The organism is Pseudomonas sp. KCJK9111, assembly GCF_046231935.1.
GTDB classification, from domain to species: Bacteria; Pseudomonadota; Gammaproteobacteria; order Pseudomonadales; family Pseudomonadaceae; genus Aquipseudomonas; species Aquipseudomonas parafulva_B.
The window spans coordinates 26713-46819 of sequence record NZ_JBJJMO010000023.1 but is presented as its reverse complement, the minus strand read 5'-3'; the positions used below and the strand labels follow the sequence as shown (position 1 = coordinate 46819).

At 61.7% G+C, this 20107-nt stretch carries 21 protein-coding genes; 17 read left to right on the top strand and 4 right to left on the bottom strand.

The genetic code is table 11. The features are described 5' to 3' along the window. Nucleotides 1–88 precede the first annotated feature (88 nt). From ACK59L_RS10570 to ACK59L_RS10550, 5 genes are all read left to right on the top strand, one after another. The gene (locus ACK59L_RS10570; protein WP_023535786.1) at nucleotides 89–430 is read left to right on the top strand and encodes a hypothetical protein; all 342 of its coding nucleotides are present in this window, start codon (nucleotides 89–91) and stop codon (nucleotides 428–430) included. A gap of 196 nt (nucleotides 431–626) precedes the next feature. Then, the gene (locus ACK59L_RS10565; protein ID WP_409273468.1) at nucleotides 627–1526 is read left to right on the top strand and encodes a TauD/TfdA dioxygenase family protein; all 900 of its coding nucleotides are present in this window, start codon (nucleotides 627–629) and stop codon (nucleotides 1524–1526) included. Between the two features lie 16 nt (nucleotides 1527–1542). Further along, nucleotides 1543–2562: an ABC transporter substrate-binding protein gene (locus ACK59L_RS10560; protein ID WP_409273466.1), complete on the top strand. Its 1020-nt coding sequence runs from the start codon at nucleotides 1543–1545 to the stop codon at nucleotides 2560–2562. A 3-nt stretch (nucleotides 2563–2565) separates the two neighbouring features. Beyond that, a complete protein-coding gene (locus ACK59L_RS10555; RefSeq protein WP_409273464.1) occupies nucleotides 2566–3429 on the top strand; it encodes an ABC transporter ATP-binding protein in 864 nt (287 codons plus the stop codon). A gap of 15 nt (nucleotides 3430–3444) precedes the next feature. After that, nucleotides 3445–4308, top strand: coding sequence for an ABC transporter permease (locus tag ACK59L_RS10550; RefSeq protein ID WP_196135978.1), 864 nt, complete (start codon nucleotides 3445–3447; stop codon nucleotides 4306–4308). A gap of 675 nt (nucleotides 4309–4983) precedes the next feature. Here ACK59L_RS10550 and ACK59L_RS10545 read toward each other — a convergent pair. Next, entirely contained in the window at nucleotides 4984–5544 is a 561-nt protein-coding gene (locus ACK59L_RS10545; RefSeq protein ID WP_196135977.1) for a WYL domain-containing protein, read from the bottom strand. A gap of 207 nt (nucleotides 5545–5751) precedes the next feature. Between ACK59L_RS10545 and ACK59L_RS10540 the strand changes: the two genes are divergently transcribed. The 6 genes from ACK59L_RS10540 (at nucleotide 5752) to ACK59L_RS10515 (ending at nucleotide 11712) form a co-directional block, all read left to right on the top strand. Next, nucleotides 5752–6543, top strand: a complete 792-nt coding sequence (locus ACK59L_RS10540; protein ID WP_409273461.1) for a tetratricopeptide repeat protein — start codon at nucleotides 5752–5754, stop codon at nucleotides 6541–6543. 136 nt (nucleotides 6544–6679) lie between these two features. After that, complete coding sequence (locus ACK59L_RS10535) at nucleotides 6680–7132, top strand: MarR family winged helix-turn-helix transcriptional regulator (RefSeq protein WP_058604673.1); 453 nt, start codon at nucleotides 6680–6682, stop codon at nucleotides 7130–7132. Beyond that, entirely contained in the window at nucleotides 7129–9216 is a 2088-nt protein-coding gene (locus tag ACK59L_RS10530) for an FUSC family protein (protein WP_409273459.1), read from the top strand. Before ACK59L_RS10535 ends, ACK59L_RS10530 begins: the two co-directional genes overlap by 4 nt. Beyond that, on the top strand, nucleotides 9213–9425 hold the full coding sequence (locus ACK59L_RS10525) for a DUF1656 domain-containing protein (RefSeq protein ID WP_023535833.1): 213 nt from the start codon (nucleotides 9213–9215) through the stop codon (nucleotides 9423–9425). Before ACK59L_RS10530 ends, ACK59L_RS10525 begins: the two co-directional genes overlap by 4 nt. Beyond that, on the top strand, nucleotides 9422–10297 hold the full coding sequence (locus tag ACK59L_RS10520; RefSeq protein ID WP_409273456.1) for an efflux RND transporter periplasmic adaptor subunit: 876 nt from the start codon (nucleotides 9422–9424) through the stop codon (nucleotides 10295–10297). The genes ACK59L_RS10525 and ACK59L_RS10520 overlap by 4 nt, the downstream gene beginning before the upstream one ends. After that, entirely contained in the window at nucleotides 10294–11712 is a 1419-nt protein-coding gene (locus tag ACK59L_RS10515; protein WP_409273454.1) for an efflux transporter outer membrane subunit, read from the top strand. The genes ACK59L_RS10520 and ACK59L_RS10515 overlap by 4 nt, the downstream gene beginning before the upstream one ends. A 148-nt stretch (nucleotides 11713–11860) precedes the next feature. Here ACK59L_RS10515 and ACK59L_RS10510 read toward each other — a convergent pair whose 3' ends face one another. Both ACK59L_RS10510 and ACK59L_RS10505 read right to left on the bottom strand, forming a co-directional pair. Beyond that, a complete protein-coding gene (locus tag ACK59L_RS10510) occupies nucleotides 11861–12106 on the bottom strand; it encodes a TIGR02647 family protein (RefSeq protein ID WP_023535777.1) in 246 nt (81 codons plus the stop codon). 68 nt (nucleotides 12107–12174) lie between these two features. Beyond that, nucleotides 12175–12474, bottom strand: coding sequence for a hypothetical protein (locus ACK59L_RS10505; protein ID WP_144966057.1), 300 nt, complete (start codon nucleotides 12472–12474; stop codon nucleotides 12175–12177). A gap of 147 nt (nucleotides 12475–12621) precedes the next feature. On the opposite strand from ACK59L_RS10505, the gene ACK59L_RS10500 reads away from it, so the two are divergent. Beyond that, complete coding sequence (locus ACK59L_RS10500; protein ID WP_144966059.1) at nucleotides 12622–13281, top strand: glutathione S-transferase; 660 nt, start codon at nucleotides 12622–12624, stop codon at nucleotides 13279–13281. Between the two features lie 111 nt (nucleotides 13282–13392). On the opposite strand, the gene argH is transcribed toward ACK59L_RS10500, so the two are convergent. Then, on the bottom strand, nucleotides 13393–14787 hold the full coding sequence (gene argH / locus ACK59L_RS10495; protein ID WP_058604679.1) for an argininosuccinate lyase: 1395 nt from the start codon (nucleotides 14785–14787) through the stop codon (nucleotides 13393–13395). A gap of 310 nt (nucleotides 14788–15097) precedes the next feature. On the opposite strand from argH, the gene ACK59L_RS10490 reads away from it, so the two are divergent. The 5 genes from ACK59L_RS10490 to ACK59L_RS10470 all read left to right on the top strand — a co-directional run bounded on the left by ACK59L_RS10490 (nucleotide 15098) and on the right by ACK59L_RS10470 (nucleotide 20091). Further along, complete coding sequence (locus tag ACK59L_RS10490; RefSeq protein ID WP_409273451.1) at nucleotides 15098–15844, top strand: LytR/AlgR family response regulator transcription factor; 747 nt, start codon at nucleotides 15098–15100, stop codon at nucleotides 15842–15844. A 159-nt stretch (nucleotides 15845–16003) separates the two neighbouring features. After that, entirely contained in the window at nucleotides 16004–16945 is a 942-nt protein-coding gene (hemC, locus tag ACK59L_RS10485) for a hydroxymethylbilane synthase (RefSeq protein ID WP_023535732.1), read from the top strand. Next, a complete protein-coding gene (locus ACK59L_RS10480) occupies nucleotides 16942–17724 on the top strand; it encodes a uroporphyrinogen-III synthase (protein ID WP_409273448.1) in 783 nt (260 codons plus the stop codon). Before hemC ends, ACK59L_RS10480 begins: the two co-directional genes overlap by 4 nt. A 31-nt stretch (nucleotides 17725–17755) precedes the next feature. Continuing rightward, nucleotides 17756–18856, top strand: coding sequence for a uroporphyrinogen-III C-methyltransferase (locus ACK59L_RS10475; RefSeq protein WP_058637039.1), 1101 nt, complete (start codon nucleotides 17756–17758; stop codon nucleotides 18854–18856). Then, nucleotides 18853–20091 carry a heme biosynthesis HemY N-terminal domain-containing protein gene (locus tag ACK59L_RS10470; RefSeq protein ID WP_058604684.1) on the top strand — a complete coding sequence of 413 codons (1239 nt, stop codon included), beginning with the start codon at nucleotides 18853–18855 and terminating at the stop codon, nucleotides 20089–20091. The genes ACK59L_RS10475 and ACK59L_RS10470 overlap by 4 nt, the downstream gene beginning before the upstream one ends. The last annotated feature ends 16 nt before the right edge of the window (nucleotides 20092–20107 follow it).

Genomic DNA, 20107 nt, shown 5'->3' with positions numbered 1-20107 from the left:
ATACTTTCGCGCCGCATCCACGCGTACGGTGCTTTTTGCCTATGCTGCTGTCTACCCTTAAGGAATCCATGTGACGAGGGACATCGCCATGTTCTACGTGCAACGCGACGCCGCTGGCCAGTTGCAGCGAGTGGAAGCTGCTGCGTTCGACGAATTTACCGAAATGCTTCCGGCCGACCATGCCGACATCCAGGAATGGTTTGCCGATGACGTCGTGGAAAACAGCCTCAATCAGCTCAAGCAAAGCGACCTGGACATGATCCGGGTGCTTGAAGACCTGATCGATGTCCTGACCGCCAAAGGCGTGTTCAAGATCACCGATCTGCCACCTGGCGCCCAGGCCAAACTGCTCAACCGTTCGACGGCGCGCAAGGCGCTGAGCAGCCTCAACAACCTGATAGAGGAAGAAGAAGAGGGTGGCCTGATCTGACACCCAGCCCATGCACCGGCCGGACTATGGTTATGCTTTAAAGGTATTTAAAATATCTTTCTTATGACCTTATAGTTCACCCACTGCGTACCCGTCGACCAATCGATGCGCCGCACGACTCGAACCCACACGGGAGTCCCCCGTGCGTTTCCGATCGTCGCGCGTCATGAAGTCGCGCACTGCGTGGGAGTGAAACATGCCGACCGCCTTGAACGCCCTGTCGCTCATCGATAGCGCGCCGTCACAACATTTTGAAGTCCACCCGTTCGCCGGCGCCGTCGGCGCCGAAGTCATCGGCCTCGACCTATCCAGGCCGCTCAATGCCCAGGACTTCGCGCGCATTCATCGCGCCCACCTCGATCATCATGTTCTGGTTTTTCGCGATCAGCGCATCACGCCTGAGCAGCAGATCGCGTTCAGCCGCCGCTTTGGCGAACTGCAGATTCATGTGCTCAAGCAGTTCCTGCTCCAGGGGCACCCTGAAATCCTGATTGTTTCCAACATCATCGAGAACGGCCAGAACATCGGCCTGGGCGATGCGGGCAAGTTCTGGCACTCGGACCTCTCCTACAAGACACTGCCCAGCTTGGGCTCGATGCTGCATGCCCAGGAACTCCCTGACGAGGGCGGGGACACGTTGTTCGCCGACATGCACAAGGCTTGGGACGCAGTACCCGCTGCGCTACGCACGCTGGTAGCCGGGCGCAGTGCCGCTCATTCCTACACCGCCCGCTACGCCGAAACCCGATTCGAAGGCAATTGGCGCCCTGCGCTGACAGCCGAGCAACTGGCTCAGGTGCAGGAAGTCATCCACCCCGTCGTGCGTACCCACCCCGAAACCGGTCGCCAGGCATTGTTCGTCAGTGAAGGGTTCACCACCCGCATCGTCGGGCTGCCGGAGGACGAAAGCCGGGATGTCCTGCAGCAGCTGTATGCCTTGAGCGTGCTGGAGCACAACGTCTACCGCCATCAATGGCAGCCCCACGACCTGGTGTTCTGGGATAACCGCTCCCTGATCCACCTGGCTGCCGGTTGCCCTGCACACCTGCGGCGCAAGCTCTACCGCACCACCATCCAGGGCGATGCCCCGTTCTGACGACAAGGATTCCATCATGCGCAAATCCATCAGCCGCCTGGCGGCAAGCATCGGGCTGGGCGCAAGCCTCGTCATTGGCAGCCTCGTGGCCCCCGCCGCCGCCCAGGCAGAAGGCAAGATTCGTATCGCCGAACAGTTCGGCATCGTCTATCTGCTGCTCAATGTGGTGCGTGACCAGCACCTGATCGAAAAGCACGGCAAGGCGCAAGGCATTGACATCGACGTCGAGTGGGCACAGCTTTCCGGTGGCTCGGCCATCAACGACGCATTGCTGTCCGGCTCGGTGGATATCGCAGGTGCTGGCGTAGGCCCGCTGCTCACCGTCTGGGATCGAACCCAAGGGCGACAGAACGTCAAGGCCGTGGCTTCGCTGGGCAACTTCCCGTATTACCTGGTCAGCAGCAATCCGGCTGTGAAGACCATTGCGGATCTTTCCGACAAGGACCGCATCGCCGTGCCGGCGGTGGGGGTGTCCGTGCAGTCGCGCTTGCTGCAATACGCCGCGGCGCAGCAATGGGGAGACGAGCAATACAACCGCCTGGACAAGTACACCCTGGCGGTTCCTCATCCTGATGCGACGGCCGCCTTGCTGGCAGGCGGTACCGAACTCAACGGGCACTTCTCCAACCCGCCGTTCCAGGACCAGGCGCTGGCCAACAAGAACGTGCACATCGTGCTCGACAGCTACGACTTGCTCGGGCCGAATTCGCCCACGCTGCTGTTTGCCACCGAAAAGTTCCGCAAGGACAACCCCAAGACGTACAAAGCCTTCGTCGATGCCATCGCCGAAGCGGCCACGTTTGCCCAGAACGACAAGGCGGCAGCCGCCGATACCTACATCCGTGTGACCAACGCCAAGATCGACCGCGCAAGCCTCATCAAGCTGATCGACAACCCTCGGTACGAATTTACCGTCACGCCAAAGAACACCTACAAGCTCGCCGAATTTCTCTACAGGGTCGGCGCGATCAAGCACAAGCCAGCGTCGTGGAAGGATTATTTCTTCCAGGATGAACGCCCGCTGCAGGGGAGCTGAGCCATGACTGCGCCATTGCCAGGCCACACGGTCAGCACCTTGAGCCATCCCATAGCACCGCCGTTGTTGAACGTGCAGGGCCTTACCCTTGAATACCGGACCCGGCAACGGGTGGTACGCGCTACCCATCAGGTCAGTTTCGAGGTGGATCAGGCTGATCGCTTCGTCCTGCTGGGGCCATCCGGTTGTGGCAAGTCAACCTTGCTCAAAGCCGTGGCCGGCTTCATCGAACCCCGTGAAGGACAGATCCTGCTTCAGGGGCAACCCGTCAGCGGCCCGGGGCCGGACCGCATCGTGGTGTTCCAGGAATTCGACCAGTTGCCGCCTTGGAAGACGGTGAAGCACAACGTCATGTTTCCACTGTTGGTATCGGGCCAATTGAAGCGGGCCGATGCCGAAGAACGGGCGCTTCACTACCTGGAGAAAGTTGGTCTTGCAGCCTTTGCCGATGCCTATCCGCATACGCTGTCAGGCGGCATGAAAGCGCGCGTGGCGATTGCCAGGGCCTTGGCCACGCAGCCGAAGATATTGCTGATGGACGAACCGTTCGCCGCCCTTGATGCACTTACCCGGCGCAAGATGCAGGAAGAGCTGCTGCTGCTGTGGGAGGAAGTACGCTTCACCTTGCTGTTCGTCACCCACTCCATCGAAGAGGCCTTGGTGGTGGGCAACCGCATCTTGCTGCTCTCGCCTCACCCCGGCCGGGTACGCGCCGAGGTGCACAGCCACCAATATGACCTGGGCAGCCTGGGGGGCAGCGATTTCCAGGCCAGTGCCCTGCGCATACACCGTTTGCTGTTCGATGAAGCGGCCGACCCCGCTCAAGTCGATGACATTGGTTTCAACGACATCCGCATTGCCTACTGATCAGGAGCTTGAGCCATGACCACAACCCCTGTGCGCCAGGAATACGAGGTGCAGCTGGAGCCATTGCTCAGCGTGCCTGTGGAACGCGACCTGTCGTTGAGTCAGCGCCTCTGGCAGCACGGTTGGCTGCGCAAGGCCGTCATCCTGATAGTTATCGCATTGCTGTGGGAAGCCGTCGCCCGTTATCAGGACAACGACCTGCTGCTACCGACCTTCCTGCAGACAGCTGCCGCGCTGTGGGAAGGCCTGGTCAGTGGAGAGCTGCCGGCCAAGGTCGGCGTGTCGCTGGTGATCTTGCTCAAGGGCTACCTGCTAGGGATTATCCTGGCCTTTGGTCTCACCAGCCTGGCCGTCTCCACCCAGCTTGGGCGCGACCTGCTGAGCACCTTGACCTCGATGTTCAACCCCCTGCCTGCCATCGCTCTGTTGCCATTGGCCTTGCTGTGGTTCGGGCTAGGCGACAACAGCCTGATCTTCGTCCTGGTGCATTCGGTGCTCTGGGCCCTGGCGCTCAATACCTATGCAGGGTTCCAGGGTGTTTCCGACACCCTGCGCATGGCCGGGCGCAACTACGGCCTCAAAGGGCTACGGCTGGTGATGCACATACTGGTGCCGGCGGCGTTGCCCTCGATTCTGTCCGGGCTCAAGATCGGCTGGGCGTTCGCCTGGCGCACGCTGATTGCCGCAGAACTGGTCTTTGGTGCCAGCAGCGGCAAAGGTGGCCTGGGTTGGTACATCTTTCAGAACCGCAACGAACTCTATACCGACAAGGTGTTCGCAGGCCTTGCGGTGGTCATCCTGATCGGGCTGCTGGTTGAGGGGGCGGTATTCAACACGCTGGAAAGATTAACGGTAAATCGCTGGGGCATCCAGCAGTGAAGGTCTGCAGTAGACGGCTGCGTGAGGCTGGACCCTACCCATCAGTCAATATTAATCACAAGTGGTCCAGGCTGTCGTATTGAAGCCGGATCAGGGGGGAGTGTCAGGGGATGCCTATGGAAGATTCTGCTGTCCTTCAAGGTTGCGCCCCATTCGATACGGAAGTTCTGGGCTATGCCCTTGAGGTATCTCCCATAATAAGTTCTCCAGTGAATACCTAGGGCATCTTTTATGGGCACACCGTTGGCGCTGGCTTGGTCGTATATGGAGGCAGCTATCAAATCTATGTAACTGTTTTGATGTGCTGAGGGTTTGCTCTGTACATCGCGGAGCATGCCTTTGAGCGTATTAATATACCTTTCCGTCTTTAAAAAAACTTCTGCTCTAGAGTCAAGCTTTATATCGTCTGTTTTTAAAGCGGCTCTTTGCGTGTCCAACCTTGACTTTTTTATGCTATCCAAATACTTCAGATCATATCGTTTTTTTGGCGTAGTCAACAAAGGTCTAGTGGACTGCCGTTTCGATACGGTTCCAAGGGCGACCTTGCCGCGCCCACTCGGGTCCTTGGCCTGTTTGATCTAGCCGGCAGTCTTCCCATGCTCACGGCGTGGAGGCCGGCAGCAGCGTCGCCCCGGGGTTGAACAGCCCGGCTGCTTCAAGGGGTATGGCGCCAGACTATGAGTTTGCGTACTGGGCTGCCGCATTAGCCAGAATCTTGCCGATCTCTTCGCGCAACTGCGCAGGCTGCTCGACCACCAGTTCGTCCCCACGGCTCAAAAGCCACCAGCGCAACGAGCTCCCGTCGCTCACCGTGGCCCGCAGCCGATGCCCCTGGTCATGGGCGGTCAACTGCATGTCGCTGCTCAGTGGAGCCTCTCTGAGCTGGCGCGCCAGTGGGTCACTGATGCGCGCCACCAATTCAATGCCTTCGCCCGGTGGCGCTTGCAGCGCTTCTCCTTTGAGATGCGCCAGCAGATCGGTGGTGCCGCGCAGCTCGCTCACAACGCCCGCGGCCCAGTGCCACCCGTAGGGAATGCTCTTGTCATTGCGCTCCAGCGGGAAGATCAACGACAGGTCATTGAGGTCGCGCTCCACGGTTCGCTTGCTGACGGTAAAGCCCAGGTCTCGTAGCCGGCAAGCCAGCTCGGAACTGGTGAGGCCTGGAGAACGGCCCGGAAGCTGGCGCAGCAGCGCCCACTGACGGCTGAGGGTGGCGCGAGTGGTGGCGAACGGCAAAAGGTAACGTCCTTGTCTAGGCTTGCCGCTCTAGGATGGCGGCACGCGAGGGGCATGGCAATTGGCCACGGACCGCTCAGATCAAGTAAGTGACGGTTGGTTGCCTGCCGCCGAATCGTTCGCGACAGGTTTTGACGTCCTGTTGCGCAGAATCACGCCTCATCACAGCCGAAGGTTGAGGTTGTGCGTCGTTCAATGAGGATGAACATGTCTGCTGTCGGCAATATCCATTCGCTGCTCGCCCGCCTGCTTCCGGCACAGGTGATCGTTCCGCCCGCTGTCGCCCGACGCCAGCGGCTGTTTGCAGGTGTCGGCATGCCCAGTCAACGGACGATGCTGGTCAGCCGTCTGGACGAAGCCAGTGACCTGCAAGCGGTCTACCAGGATCTGCGCCTGCAAGCCCTGCAGGGGAACGTGGCAGCGCTGAACGACCTGGGTTGGATCTGGCTCAATGGCAAGTACTGGCATGCTGATACGGTGTTGGCCGGGCACCTTCTGCGCATGGCGGCATTGCAAGGCAGTGCCGTGGCCTGGTTCAACCTGGGGCAGCAGCACTACTTCGGCAAAGGTGTGGATCGTTCCTACACGCAAGCCGCCGAATGCTACCGCCAGGCGTTCGAGCGAGGCATGTCGCATGCGGCCGCTGCGCTGGGAGACTTGTACGAAGAAGAAGTGTGCGACGGCCGTATGCAATGGCAGATCGATCCGCAGCTGGCCTACCGATGGTTCCTGCAGGGTGCCGAACAGGGTGAGGCACGCTGTCGTTTCGAGGTTGGCTACCGGCTGATTCACGGCCTGCATGTGCAACCGGAGCTCAAGCCAGCATTATACTGGCTCGAACTGGCGGCCGCTGCGGGTGTAGTGCAGGCGGCAGAAGAACTGGCCGTGCACTTCAGTCGACGCGATCAGGAGCGCTATCAGCAATGGCGCGATCGCGCCGTGCAGATGGGCAGTACCTTGGCCCTGACCATGAAGCTGGAAGATCAGGTCCAGCCTTGAAGTAGTAGCGTGGGTAGCGCTTGGTATGGCCGTGTGAACAAGATTTCATGCAGGCGCTTCGTCGCCCCCGGTTGACGGAAGGGGGAGCACCAGGCGTATATTGATAGTTAGCAAACTATGAATATATGTGATTCCCATGTCCCTTGATCTTCTGCGTCTTCAGGTCAGCAGTGGCCTGGTCGTTGCCGCTCGGCACTGGCGCCGCATCTGCCACATGGCACTGACCGGCTACGGCATTTCCGAAGCCTGTGCCGCGCCACTGCTGATGATCGTGCGCCTGGGCGATGGTGTGCACCAGGTGGCGGTCGCCCAGGCGGCCGGGCTGGAAAGCCCGTCCCTGGTGCGCTTGCTCGACCAGCTGTGCAGGGCCGGGTTGGTGTTGCGTAGCGAAGATCCGATGGACAGGCGCGCCAAGGCCCTGAGCCTTACGGCTGAAGGGCGCGTGCTGGCCGAGGCCATCGAGGCGGAGTTGGTGAGGGTGCGCGGTGATGTGCTGAGTCGGCTCGATCCAGAAGACCTGCAGGCCACGCTGCGTGTACTGCGCGCATTTGAAGCAGCCGGGCTGGGCAGCACGGGCGGGGTCGCATGAACGGCTTCTTCAGCTCGGTGCCACCGGCGCGCGATTGGTTCTACGGCGTGCGCACATTCGCCGCCTCCATGATCGCGCTGTATATCGCCCTGCTCATGCAGTTGCCGCGTCCGTACTGGGCCATGGCGACCGTCTATATCGTTTCCAGCCCCTTCCTGGGGCCTACCAGCTCCAAGGCGTTGTACCGCGCCCTCGGCACCTTGCTGGGCGCCGCTGGGGCAGTGCTGCTGGTACCGCCCCTGGTGCAGTCGCCGCTGCTGCTGAGCATCGCAGTGGCCCTGTGGACGGGGACGTTGCTGTTCCTCTCGCTGAATGTGCGCACGGCCAACAACTACGTGTTCATGCTGGCCGGGTATACCTTGCCGATGATCGCCCTGGCAGTGGTCGATAACCCATTGGCCGTGTTCGACGTAGCTTCCTCGCGGGCCCAGGAAATCTGCCTGGGGATCGTCTGCGCAGCCGTGGTCGGGGCCATTTTCTGGCCGCGACGGCTGGCGCCCGTGGTGGTGGGGGCGACTGGCAACTGGTTCAACGATGCCATTCGCTACAGCGACAGCTATCTGGCCCGTCAGCAGAGCACAGTCGATGTCGGTGGCATGCGCGGGGCGATGGTGGCGACCTTCAACTCACTGGAGTTGATGATCGGCCAGCTCGGCCATGAAGGTACCGGCCCCCATACCTTGAAAAACGCCCGTGAGCTGCGTGGGCGCATGATCCACCTGCTGCCGGTCATCGACGCGCTGGACGATGCATTGGCGGCGTTGCAAGGGCGCGCTGCGCAGCAATTCGAACACATCCTGCCTGTGCTCGATGCTGCACGTGAATGGCTCAAGGGCACCGCAGACAGCCCCTCTGTCCAGCGGTGGGCAGCACTGCATCAAAGGATCGACGACCTGCGCCCGGGTGCGGCTGCACTGGACCAACGGGCCGAGCTGTTGCTGTCCAACGCGCTCTATCGGCTTACCGAATGGGTAGACCTGTGGCAGGACTGCTGCACCTTGCAGCATGCCCTGCGTACCGACGACGCCACCCCCTGGCGCGCCGTTTACCGGCACTGGCGCCTGGCACGCTTGCGGCCATTCTTCGACCGGGGCCTGATGCTCTACTCGGTCACCTCCACCGTCCTGGCCATCATCGTTGCCTGCGGCCTGTGGATCGGCCTGGGCTGGAATGACGGCGCCAGCGCGGTGATCCTGGCGGCCGTCTCCTGCAGCTTCTTCGCGGCGATGGACGACCCGGCCCCACAGATCTACCGTTTTTTCTTCTGGACCCTGCTGTCGGTCATTTTCTCGAGCCTGTATTTGTTCCTCGTGCTGCCCAACCTGCATGACTTCCCGATGCTGGTACTGGCCTTCGCCGTGCCTTTCATCTGCATCGGCACGTTGACGGTACAGCCACGCTTTTACTTAGGGACATTGCTGACCATCGTCAACACCTCGACCTTCATCAGCATCCAGGGTGCCTACGACGCCGATTTCTTCACCTTCCTCAATTCCAACCTCGCCGGCCCGGTTGGCCTGCTCTTCGCGTTCATCTGGACCCTGGTCATGCGCCCCTTCGGTGTGGAGCTGGCTGCCAAGCGCATGACCCGTTTCGCCTGGCGCGACATCGTCGAGGTGACCGAGCACGCAACCTTGGCCGAGCATCGCAAGGTGGGTGTAAAAATGCTCGATCGCCTGATGCAGCATTTACCTCGCCTGTCGCAAACCGGCCAGGACAGCAGCGTGGCGCTACGGGACTTGCGTGTTGGGCTGAACCTGCTCGACTTGCTGGCGTACATGCCGCGTGCCGGTCAGGTCGCCCGTGAACGACTGGCCTTGGTGATCGCTGAAGTGGGTGCCCATTACGCGGCCTGCCTGCGCGCCGGTGAGCGGCTGCACGCGCCACCTGCACTCTTGCGCAACATGGAAAGGGCCCGGCTGGCGCTCAGTCTCGATGAGCCCTGCGAACGGCTCGACACCCGCCCGCATTTGTTGCATGCGCTGGCTGGCCTGCGCCTGGCGCTGCTGCCGGGCGTCGAGGTCATGCTCGAGCCTGCGGAGCAACTGCAACTACCGTCTGGCCTGGATGGAGCACCCCTGTGATCGGTGAACTGGATATCAGTGGGGTATTCCTGCCCACGCTGCTGGTGATGATGATTGGAACCTACCTGCTGTTTCTGGGTGTCCACGCCGTACTGGTGCGTGTGCACTTCTATCGCCTGGTCTGGCACCGGGCATTGTTCAACGTTGCCCTCTACGCCGTGCTGCTCGGTGCGGTGGACCACTTCTGTCGAAGCCTGATGCTGCCATGAAAAAACCTTTGCTGACCCTGGGCCGTGTGGTCCTTACTCTGTTGGTCGTGACATTTGCCGCCGTACTCGTCTGGCAGATGGTTGTGTACTACCTGTTCGCACCCTGGACGCGCGATGGCCACATTCGCGCCGATGTGATCCAGATCGCCCCGGACGTATCCGGGTTGATCCAGAAGGTCGAGGTGCGCGACAACCAGACCGTCAAGCGTGGCGATGTGCTGTTCACCATCGACCAGGACCGTTTCACCCTGGCGCTGCGTCAGGCCAAGGCCACGTTCGGCGAGCGTCAGGAAACCTTGGCCCAGGCCTCGCGGGAGGTGAACCGTAATCGCAAGTTGGGCAACCTGGTCGCGGCCGAACAGCTCGAAGAAAGCCAGTCGCGCCAAGCGCGCGCCCGCTCGGCGGTCAGCGAGGCGCAGGTGGCTGTCGACAGTGCCCAGTTGAACCTGGATCGCTCGGTGGTGCGCAGCCCCGTGGACGGTTATCTCAACGATCGCGCGCCGCGCAACCATGAGTTCGTAACCGCCGGGCGACCGGTGCTGTCGGTGGTCGACAGTGCTTCTTATCACGTCGATGGCTACTTCGAGGAAACCAAGCTGGGGGGCATTCACATCGGGGACGTGGTGGATATTCGTGTGATGGGCGACAACACCCGCCTGCGTGGGCATGTGGAAAGCTTTGCAGCCGGCATCGAGGACCGCGACCGCAGCAGCGGCACCAACCTGCTGCCCAACGTCAACCCTGCCTTCAGCTGGGTGAGGCTGGCCCAGCGGATTCCGGTGCGGATCGCCTTTGACGAAGTCCCGCAGGATTTCCGCATGATTGCCGGGCGAACCGCCACCGTCTCGATCGTCGAGGACATGCACCCATGAAACGGCTGATGCTCGCAGGGCTATGCCTGTCGCTCGGCGCCTGCATGACGGTCGGGCCAGACTACGAGCTGCCCAAAGAAGCGGCAATCCAGCGCACTGACCTCAACGGCCCCCTGCGCCAAGATGCCGACAGCGTGGTGTCGGCACCGGTGCCGGAAGATTGGTGGCAGCTGTATCACGACCCGCGGTTGAACGCGCTGGTACGCCAGGCCCTGAGTGCCAATGCCGAATTGCGCGTAGCAGCGGCGAACATCGCCAAGGCCCGTGCGCAGGTCGACATCGCTGAATCTCAAGGGGGCTTCGACGGTGGAGTGAAGCTAGGTGCCCAGCGCCTGCAGGAATCTGGGGAGGCTTTCTTGCAGCCCGAGAAGGTGCCTGTGGCGAACATCGGCGAGGCGATCATCAGCGCGTCCTACCAGTTCGACCTGTGGGGCACCTTCAAACGCGGTACGGAGGCTGCCAGGGCCAGTGCCGATGCGGTACAGGCCGCAGCGGACACGGCGCGGATCACGCTGGTGGCGGATGTGGTCAAGGCCTATACCCAAGTGTGCTCGGCCAACGAGGAATACCACATTGCCCGTGAGTCGCTCGATTTACAGGCGCAAAGCGTCAGGCTCAGCCAGCGCCTGCGCGATGCGGGGCGTGGTGATGAAACGCAGGTGACGCGGTCGCAAACCCAGTTCAAGTCGTTGGGCGCCGAGCTGCCGCGATTCAAGGCCGAGCGTGAGACAGGCCTGTATACCCTGGCCGCATTGCTGGCGGTCCCCGTGCAGAAGCTGCCAGCAGGAACTGCCGATTGCTCTGAACTGCCGCAGCTGACCCAGTTAGTGCCGGTGGGCGATGGCGCCGCGTTGCTCAAACGTCGCCCCGACGTACGCCAGGCAGAGCGTCAATTGGCGGCTGCCACCGCCAATATCGGTGTGGCGACCGGCGCGCTTTATCCACAGATCAGCATCGGCGCGCAGGTCGGGACCATCGGCATCCTGGACAACCTGGGCGAGCCTGCGACCAACCGCTGGGGCTTCGGCCCGCAGATCAGCTGGAGCATCCCCACCAACGGCACGCGGGCCCGAATTCGCATGGCTGAAGCGTCCACCCAGGCGGCCTTGGCGAATTTCGATGGTGTGGTACTCAATGCCATACGCGAAACCCAGACACGGCTGGCTCAATACAGCGCACTGCTGGACCGGCGCGATGCACTGGCCGAGGCAGAGAAGTCTGCTCGGGAAGCGGCCGACCAGACGCACCGGTACTACCAGGCTGGGCGTGAGTCATTTCTGGCGGACTTGCAGGCGACGCGGACCTATACCGACATGCGTGCGCAGTTGGCGGCTGCGAACAGCCAGGTTGCAATGGGGCAGGTTGGCGTGTTTCTGGCGCTTGGAGGCGGTTGGAAGCGTCCCATCGAGCACTGAGGGGAAAATAAAGTCTGTGTGAAAAGTATCGAGACAAGAGTCAGGCAAAGCGCGCGCAGCCGAGAAAACAGAGTTTACGGCTTGTGAATGAGCGTTCCGCGGCCAATGTACAGCAGGGGCTGCAGCGCAGCCCCAGTCAATCACACGGTCAGGCCGGCTGGGGCGCTCTCAGAATGTTCTGCAGTAACTGAACACTTTCGACCGCATCGTGACCCAGGCTGGTCAGGTAGCCACCGTCGGGTTGATCGGTCAGGCCTTTTTCGTGCAGCCGCTGCGCGGCGGCGATGAGCGTCGGGGATGCGGTGTTGTGAATCTTGATGCCTTCCTGGCTGCTGTCGAGATTGAACAGTGCAAGCACTTCCAGTTCAGCGATCAGTTCGGGTGAAAAGGACATGGCGACTCCTGACTTCCAGACGAGGATAGCGGCACCGCGGGGGTGCCTGAATCTGGAGTGTAGCCGGGTTATTCGCCGTCGCCTTGATCCATCTCAGGAGGCAGTTCGGGTAGCGCGCGCAAGGCGTTTTCATACCACTGGCTATCGAAGGCTCGGTCCTGCGCCAGCATGTTGTCGATCTCGAAGGCCAGCACGTGGGCCATCAGGTTGAGGATATCCTCGCGCTCATACCCGACCAGTGTCAGCTTGTTGAACGTAGCCTTCGCCGCAGCCGGCTCGCCGCTTTCAATCTGGTTTTCGATGGCCTGGGTCAGCGTGGCTTCGGCGAACGCTTCATCGTCATTGTCGATATCGGTGGGCTCGCTCATGGGTTTACTCCTGTCGTGGGCGCTACAGTTTGCCACGTCCGTGGTGGCAATGCCTGGTCATCGACCAGGTGCATGACGCTGGTCAGCCGATGGCCAAAGGGCTATAACAGCCCTGCCATTCCCATACGGCCCGGAGGCTGTCGAACCATGCTCAAGCTCCACGGATTCCCTGTCAGCAACTACTACAACATGGTCAAATTGGCCTTGCTGGAAAAGGGCGCGCCTTTCGAAGAAGTCCTCTTCTTCAGCGGTCAGACGCCTCAAGTGCTGGAAGTCAGCCCACGGGGCAAGGTGCCGGTACTGCAGACCGAGCACGGCTTTCTCAGCGAAACCACGGTGATCCTCGACTACATCGAGCAGACCCAGGGCGGCAAGGCGCTGCTTCCCGCTGATCCGTATGCAAAGGCGAAGGTGCATGAGTTGGTCAAGGAGATCGAGCTGTACATCGAGCTCCCTGCGCGTACATGCTACGCCGAAGCATTCTTTGGCATGCCCGTGGAACCATTGGTCAAGGAAAAGGCGCGCACCGAGCTTCTGGCAGGTTTCGCCACGCTCAAGCGCAACGGGCGTTTTGCGCCTTACGTGGCAGGCGAGCAATTGACCCTGGCCGACCTGATGTTCTGCTTCTCGGTCGACCTGGCATGCGCCGTAGGCAAGAAAGTGCTCAACATCGACTTCCTTGAAGATTTCCCTCAGGCCAAGGCATTGCTCGAACTAATGGGGCAGAACCCCCACATGGCGAAAATCGTCGCAGACAAGGAAGCGGCAATGCCGTCCTTCCTGGAAATGATGCGCAACAGGCGCTGAGGCGGCGGGCTAGTCCGACCAGATGGGGGCTTGTGTTACAGCCCCCGTCAATCTGAATATTTTTGGCAAAGCGACGGGGCAGGGTAGCCCTCGCCCCGTCACTCAGCGCCGTTAGCGTGCGGCCAGCAACGCCTTGCCGCGCGCCACCGCTGCACGTACCTGCGCTGGTGCCGTACCACCGATGTGATCACGGGCATTTACCGAGCCTTCCAGCGTAAGGACGGCGAATACGTCCTGTTCGATCTGGTCACTGAACTGACGCAGCTCTTCCAGGCTCATCTCTGCCAGGTCCTTGCCGCTATCGACCCCGTACTTCACCGCGTGGCCCACGATTTCGTGGCAGTCACGGAACGGCAGGCCACGGCGCACCAGGTAGTCTGCCAGGTCCGTTGCGGTCGAGAACCCGCGCAAGGCGGCCTCGCGCATGATGGCATGCTTGGGTTTGATGGCCGGGATCATGTCGGCGAAGGCACGCAGCGAATCGCGCAGCGTGTCTGCGGCATCGAACAGCGGTTCCTTGTCTTCCTGGTTGTCCTTGTTGTAGGCCAGCGGCTGGCCTTTCATCAGGGTCAGCAAACCAGTCAGTGCACCGAAGACGCGCCCGCTCTTGCCACGCACCAGCTCGGGCACGTCCGGGTTCTTTTTCTGCGGCATGATCGAGCTGCCGGTGCAGAATCGGTCGGGTAGGTCGATGAACTGGAACTGGGCACTGGTCCACAGCACCAGTTCTTCGGAGAAGCGCGAGAGGTGCATCATCGCCACACTGGCGGCGGCGCAGAATTCAATGGCGAAGTCACGGTCCGACACGCCGTCCAGGGAGTTGCCTGCCACGGCTTCGAAGCCCAGCAGCTTGCAGGTCAGCTCACGGTCGATGGGGTAGGTCGTGCCGGCCAGCGCAGCACTGCCCAATGGCATCCGGTTGGTACGCTTGCGGCAGTCGACCAGGCGTTCATGGTCGCGGCTGAGCATTTCGAACCAGGCCAGCAGGTGGTGGCCGAAGGTCACCGGCTGCGCCGTCTGCAGGTGCGTGAAGCCAGGCATGATGGTTTCGGCTTCGCGTTCGGCCTGTTCCAGCAGCCCTTCTTGAAGGCGGGTGATTTCGGCCAGAATCAGGTCGATTTCGTCACGCAGCCACAGGCGAATGTCGGTCGCGACCTGGTCATTGCGGCTACGGCCGGTGTGCAGTTTCTTGCCGGTGATACCAATGCGGTCGGTCAGGCGTGCTTCGATGTTCATGTGCACGTCTTCCAGGTCGACGCGCCAGTCGAAGGTGCCAGCCTCGATTTCGCCCTGGATGGTCTTGAGCCCATCGATGATGGTGTCGCGCTCGGCATCGCTGAGCACACCGACTTGCGCCAGCATGGTGGCATGAGCGATGGAGCCCATGATGTCGTGGCGGTACAGGCGCTTGTCGAAATCGACCGAGGCCGTGAAACGGGCGACGAAGGCGTCTACGGGTTCACTGAAGCGGCCGCCCCAGGACTGATTGGTCTTGTCAGTGCTCATGGTTTCACTCATTGCAGGCGTGAACGAAAAATTGCCGCGATGATAACAGGGTTAGGCCCAGTGCCGCAGGGCGCCTGCAGGGTGGGCGCGAGGAAAAGGCATAGCGCGGTGTAGGCAACGGAGATTTTACGGATTGAACGGCAGTGTTCCATGGACCGTCTACAGTTTGAAAGAGGCGGGCAGCTAATCTGCCAGCCACAGTGAATCTTTGGCTATCGCACCGGTCTAGAGCGTGACACGCAGCGTCGCTTCAAACACAGCTGTCTACGCTTTTAACCGTGCGAGACTCACTCAGGAATCCAGCGCAATTATGAATGTCCTGATCGTTGATGACGAACCCCAAGGCCGCGAGCGCCTAAGCCGAATGTTCGGTGAACTCGAGGGTTATACCGTGCTGGAGCCAAGTGCCACCAATGGTGAAGAGGCCCTGGCGCTGATCGAAAGCCTGAAACCCGACATTGTTCTGTTGGATATCGGAATGCCTGGCCTCGATGGTCTGCAGGTCGCCGCCCGACTGTGCGAGCGTGAGGCGCCGCCTGCGCTCGTGTTCTGTACCGGTGATGACGAGTATGGGGAAGATGCCTTCAAGGAAACCCCCCTCAGCTACGTGACCAAGCCTGTTCACGGGCAGGCGCTTCGCGAGGCACTGCGCAGGGCAGACCGGCCGAACCGCGGCCTGCTGGCCGAGCTCACACGTCCACGCCACGAGGGCAGTGGTCCCCGCAGCCACATCAGCGTCAAAACCCGCAAAGGCATCGAGCTGATTCCTATCGCCCAGATCATCTATTTCATTGCCGATCACAAGTACGTGACCCTGCGCCATGAAACGGGCGAAGTGTTGCTCGACGAGCCGCTCAAGGCGCTCGAGGATGAATTTGGCGACCGTTTTGCGCGTATCCACCGCAATGCGCTGGTTGCGCGGGAACGGATCGAACGCCTGCAACGTACACCTCTGGGGCATTTCCAACTGCACCTTCGAGGGCTAGATGGTGGTGATGCCCTGATCGTGAGCCGGCGTCATGTAGCAGGCGTGCGCAAAATGATGCAGACCCTCTGAGCGCTTGAGGCAGTAACGCGCCATCGCTAATGAGAGTTGCGCGCAGGCCTCCAGTCGGGCTGTCATTGGCAGCTTCGACCCATGCTGTTGATCCGTATCTGCTAGTGCCGCCGATGATGCTGCTATCATCGGCGGCATTTCTCTGGTTCGGGGCGTTACATGTCCACTCGCGAAATCCGTATTGCCACTCGTAAAAGTGCCCTGGCCCTGTGGCAGGCCGAATACGTCAAGGCGCGCCTGGAACAGGCCCACCCTGGCCTGAAAGTCTCCCTGGTGCCCATGGTCAGTCGGGGTGACAAGCTGCTTGATGCACCCTTGGCCAAGATCGGCGGCAAAGGGCTGTTCGTCAAGGAACTGGAAACCGCTCTGCTCGAGCACGAAGCCGACATTGCCGTGCATTCGATGAAAGACGTCCCCATGGACTTTCCCGAGGGCCTTGGCCTGTATTGCATCTGCGAGCGTGAAGATCCGCGCGATGCCTTCGTTTCCAACCGGTTCGACAGCCTCCAGTCGTTGCCCGCCGGCAGCATCGTCGGAACCTCGAGCCTGCGTCGACAGACCCAACTGCTGGCCCGTCGTCCCGACCTGCAAATCCGCTTTCTGCGCGGCAACGTCAATACACGCCTGGCCAAGCTCGACGCGGGTGACTACGACGCCATCATCCTGGCGGCAGCCGGGCTCATCCGCCTGGGCTTCGAAGCGCGAATCACCGACAGCATCAGCGTCGACGATAGCCTTCCTGCCGGGGGGCAAGGCGCCGTCGGCATCGAGTGCCGCAGCGCCGACGCAGAGATCCACGCGCTCCTTGCGCCTTTGCATCATCTCGATACGGCCGATCGTGTGGTAGCCGAGCGCGCCCTGAACAAGCGCCTCAACGGCGGTTGCCAAGTGCCGATCGCCTGTTATGCCGTGCTCGAACAAGACCAGCTGTGGCTTCGCGGCCTGGTAGGGCATCCAGACGGCGGTACCCTATTGGTCGCCCAAGCTCGGGCGCCTCGTCTGCAAGCCGAAGCGCTCGGTATGCAGGTGGCCGAAGACCTGCTCAATCAGGGCGCTGAGGCCATCCTCAAGGAAGTCTACGGCGAGGCAGGGCATTCGTGAGCCCTTGGCGCCTGCTGTTGACCCGACCCGCCGAGGAGTGTGCAGCGCTTGCCCACACACTGGGCGAAGCCGGCATAGCCAGCAGCTGCATGCCTTTGCTGGCAATCGAACCTGTCATGCTGCAGCCGCCGCAGTTGGAATTGCTCAAGGAACTGTCCACTTACCAGGGGTTCATCGTGGTCAGTAAACCGGCCGCCCGGCTGCTGCTGGCGGCAGCGGAGCAGCGGCAGCTATACCTACCGACCCAGGGTTGGTTCACGGTAGGCGCGGCTACAGCTGCGGTGCTGCAGGATGCACAGCTTGATGTCAGCTTCCCCGCATGCGGGGACGATAGTGAAGCCCTGCTCGAATTGCCTGCGCTGCAACAGGTACTGGCGAACCCAGCGCCGCGCATCTTGATCGTGCGGGGTGTCGGAGGTCGCGAACTGCTGGCAGAGCGTCTTGCTCAGCTAGGTGCTACCGTCGATTATCTGGAACTGTATCGCCGCAACCTGCCGCCGTACCCTGCAGGCTACCTGTTGCATCGCATCGAAGCGGAACGCCTTAATGGCCTGGTGGTCAGCAGTGGACAGGGTTTCGAACACTTGCAGCAACTGGCTGGTAGCCAATGGCCGCAGCTGGCACGCTTGCCGGTGTTCGTACCGAGCCCGCGGGTCGCTGAACAGGCCCGGGCCGCAGGTGCCCAACACGTTGTGGATTGCCGTGGCGCCAGCGCCACGGCCTTGCTGGCAGCCGTGCAGCGCAGCGCTGCACCTGCCGACCCAGGCGCCAAGCTCTAAGGCGGCGCGCCCCCATGCAAAGGATGGATACGTGAGCGAGACTGTCTTGTCCAACAAGGATCAAACATCGGCACAGGCGCCGACGGAGCCTGTCACCCCAGTGCCCGCCAAGCGCTCCGGCAATGGCTTGGCCGCGCTGGCCCTGTTGTTGGGCGCTGCCGGCATCGCTATCGGTGGTTGGGGCGCTTGGCAAGTGCACCAACTGCAAGGCAGCGAGTTCGATCAGGGCCAGCACCTGGAGGCGCTGAACCAGCGTGCCGAGGCACTTCAGCAGCGCGAACAGAAAATCAGCGCGCAGTTGGCAGGTCTGCCGGCAGCCAGTGAGCTTGAAGACCGTCGTCGCCTGGTGGCGCAGCTCCAAGGCGATCAACAGCGCCTGAGTCAGCGGCTTGAGACCGTACTCGGTGAAAGCCGCAAGGAATGGCGCCTGGCCGAAGCCGAACACCTGTTGCGCCTGGCGACCCTGAGGCTGTCGGCCTTGCAGGACATCACCAGCGCCAAGGCACTGGTCGAAGGCGCGGACGAGATTTTGCGCGAACAAAGCGACCCTGGCGCCTTCGCCGCGCGCGAGCAACTGGCCCGCAGCCTCGCCACCCTCAACAATACCCAGCAACCTGACCGCACCGGCCTGTTCCTGAAATTGGCGGCTCAGCGTGAGCTCGTCCAGCAACTGAGCGCCCAGTCGCCCGAATTCGACAATGACGCCAATGCCATGGGTGCGCTGACCAGTGACGGCGATAGCGCCAGTCGCCTGGCCAAATGGTGGTCGGAAATATCCAAGTATTTCCAGATTGAATTCAATGCCGACGAGAATGTGAAACCGTTGCTCGCCGGTCAGCAGCTCAACCAGCTGCGCCTGGCGCTGAGCCTTACGCTGGAGCAGGCGCAATGGGCAGCGCTCAACGGTGATGCGAAGGTCTATGCCCAGGCATTGGATGATGCACGCAGCGTGCTGCTGGCCAACTTCAACGCCGACAACCCGCAGAGCAAAGCCATGCTCGACAGCCTCAACGCACTGGCCAAGCAACCCGTTTCGGTCGTGACCCCTGATCTCAGTGAAAGCCTTGCCTCCGTTCAGGCCTATATCCAGCGCCGGCATCTGCCTGCCGAGGATAAGGGAGACAAGCCATGAAGCGTGTCTACCTGTTGGCGGTATTGGCCATTGTGGTGGCGGCGGCCCTCGGCGTGGCCGTTGCCAAGCACAGCGGCTACGTGATGATTTCCTATGGCAGCTTCCGTTACCAGTCCGGGCTTTGGGCCGCGCTGTTGGGGCTGCTGGCCGTCATCCTGGCGCTGCTGGTGTTGCGTTTTCTGGTCGGCCTGGTCCTGGCCTCTGGCGGGGCGGTCAACCCCTGGTCCCGGCGCAACCGCAGCCGGCGTAACCGCGTTGCCATCGAACAGGGCCAGCTGGACTTGGCAGAAGGGCGCTGGGCTAGTGCCCAGCGTCATCTGCACAGGGCCGCAGAGGCTGAACGCCAACCGCTGATGTATTACCTTGGCGCCGCCAAGGCCGCCAACGAGCAGGGCCGTGTCGAGGAAAGCGACGGTCTGCTGGAGCGTGCGCTGGAGCGGCAACCTCAGGCGGAGCTTGCCGTAGCCCTGACCCATGCCCAACTGCAAATGGACCGTGGCGACAACGACGGGGCGCTTCAGACGTTGCTGGCCATGCAGGAGCGTCATCCGCACAACACTCAGGTACTGCGTTTGTTGCAACGCTTGCAGCTCGAGCGCGGCGACTGGCCTGCGCTCATTCGCCTGATGCCGGACCTGCGCAAGAACAAGGTGCTGCCTGCTACCGAGCTTGCCACGCTCGAACGTCGTGCCTGGGGGCAAAACCTGAGCCTGGCACAGACCCGGGGCGAAGATGCGCAAACGGCTCGCCAAGCCTTGGAGCGTGCCTGGCAGCAATTGACCTCCGCCCAGCGTCAGGAGCCGCAACTGGTCCTGGCCTATGCCGAACAACTGCGCCAGCTCGGCGCCCAGGGCGAGGCCGAGCAGGTGTTGCGTACGGCGCTCAAGCGCAGCTACGAAAGCCATCTTGCCCGGCTGTACGGTCTGGTGCGCGGTGAAGATCCCGCGCGGCAGCTGCAGACCGCCGAAGCTTGGCTCAAGGACCATCCCCAGGATGCCAGTCTGCTGCTGACGCTGGGTCGACTCAGCTTGCAGAATCGGTTGTGGGGCAAGGCCCGTGACTACCTGGAAAGCAGCTTGCGCATGGAGCGCAACCCCGAAGCCTGCGCCGAGCTGGCGCGTCTGCTCGCTGGCCTTGGCGAAACCGAACGCAGCAACCAGCTTTTCCAGGAAGGGCTTGGTTTGCTCGATGAGCGTTTGCTGGCGCTGCCTTTGCCGGAGACGGTTCGCGCTTGACCTGACCCTGGCCCGC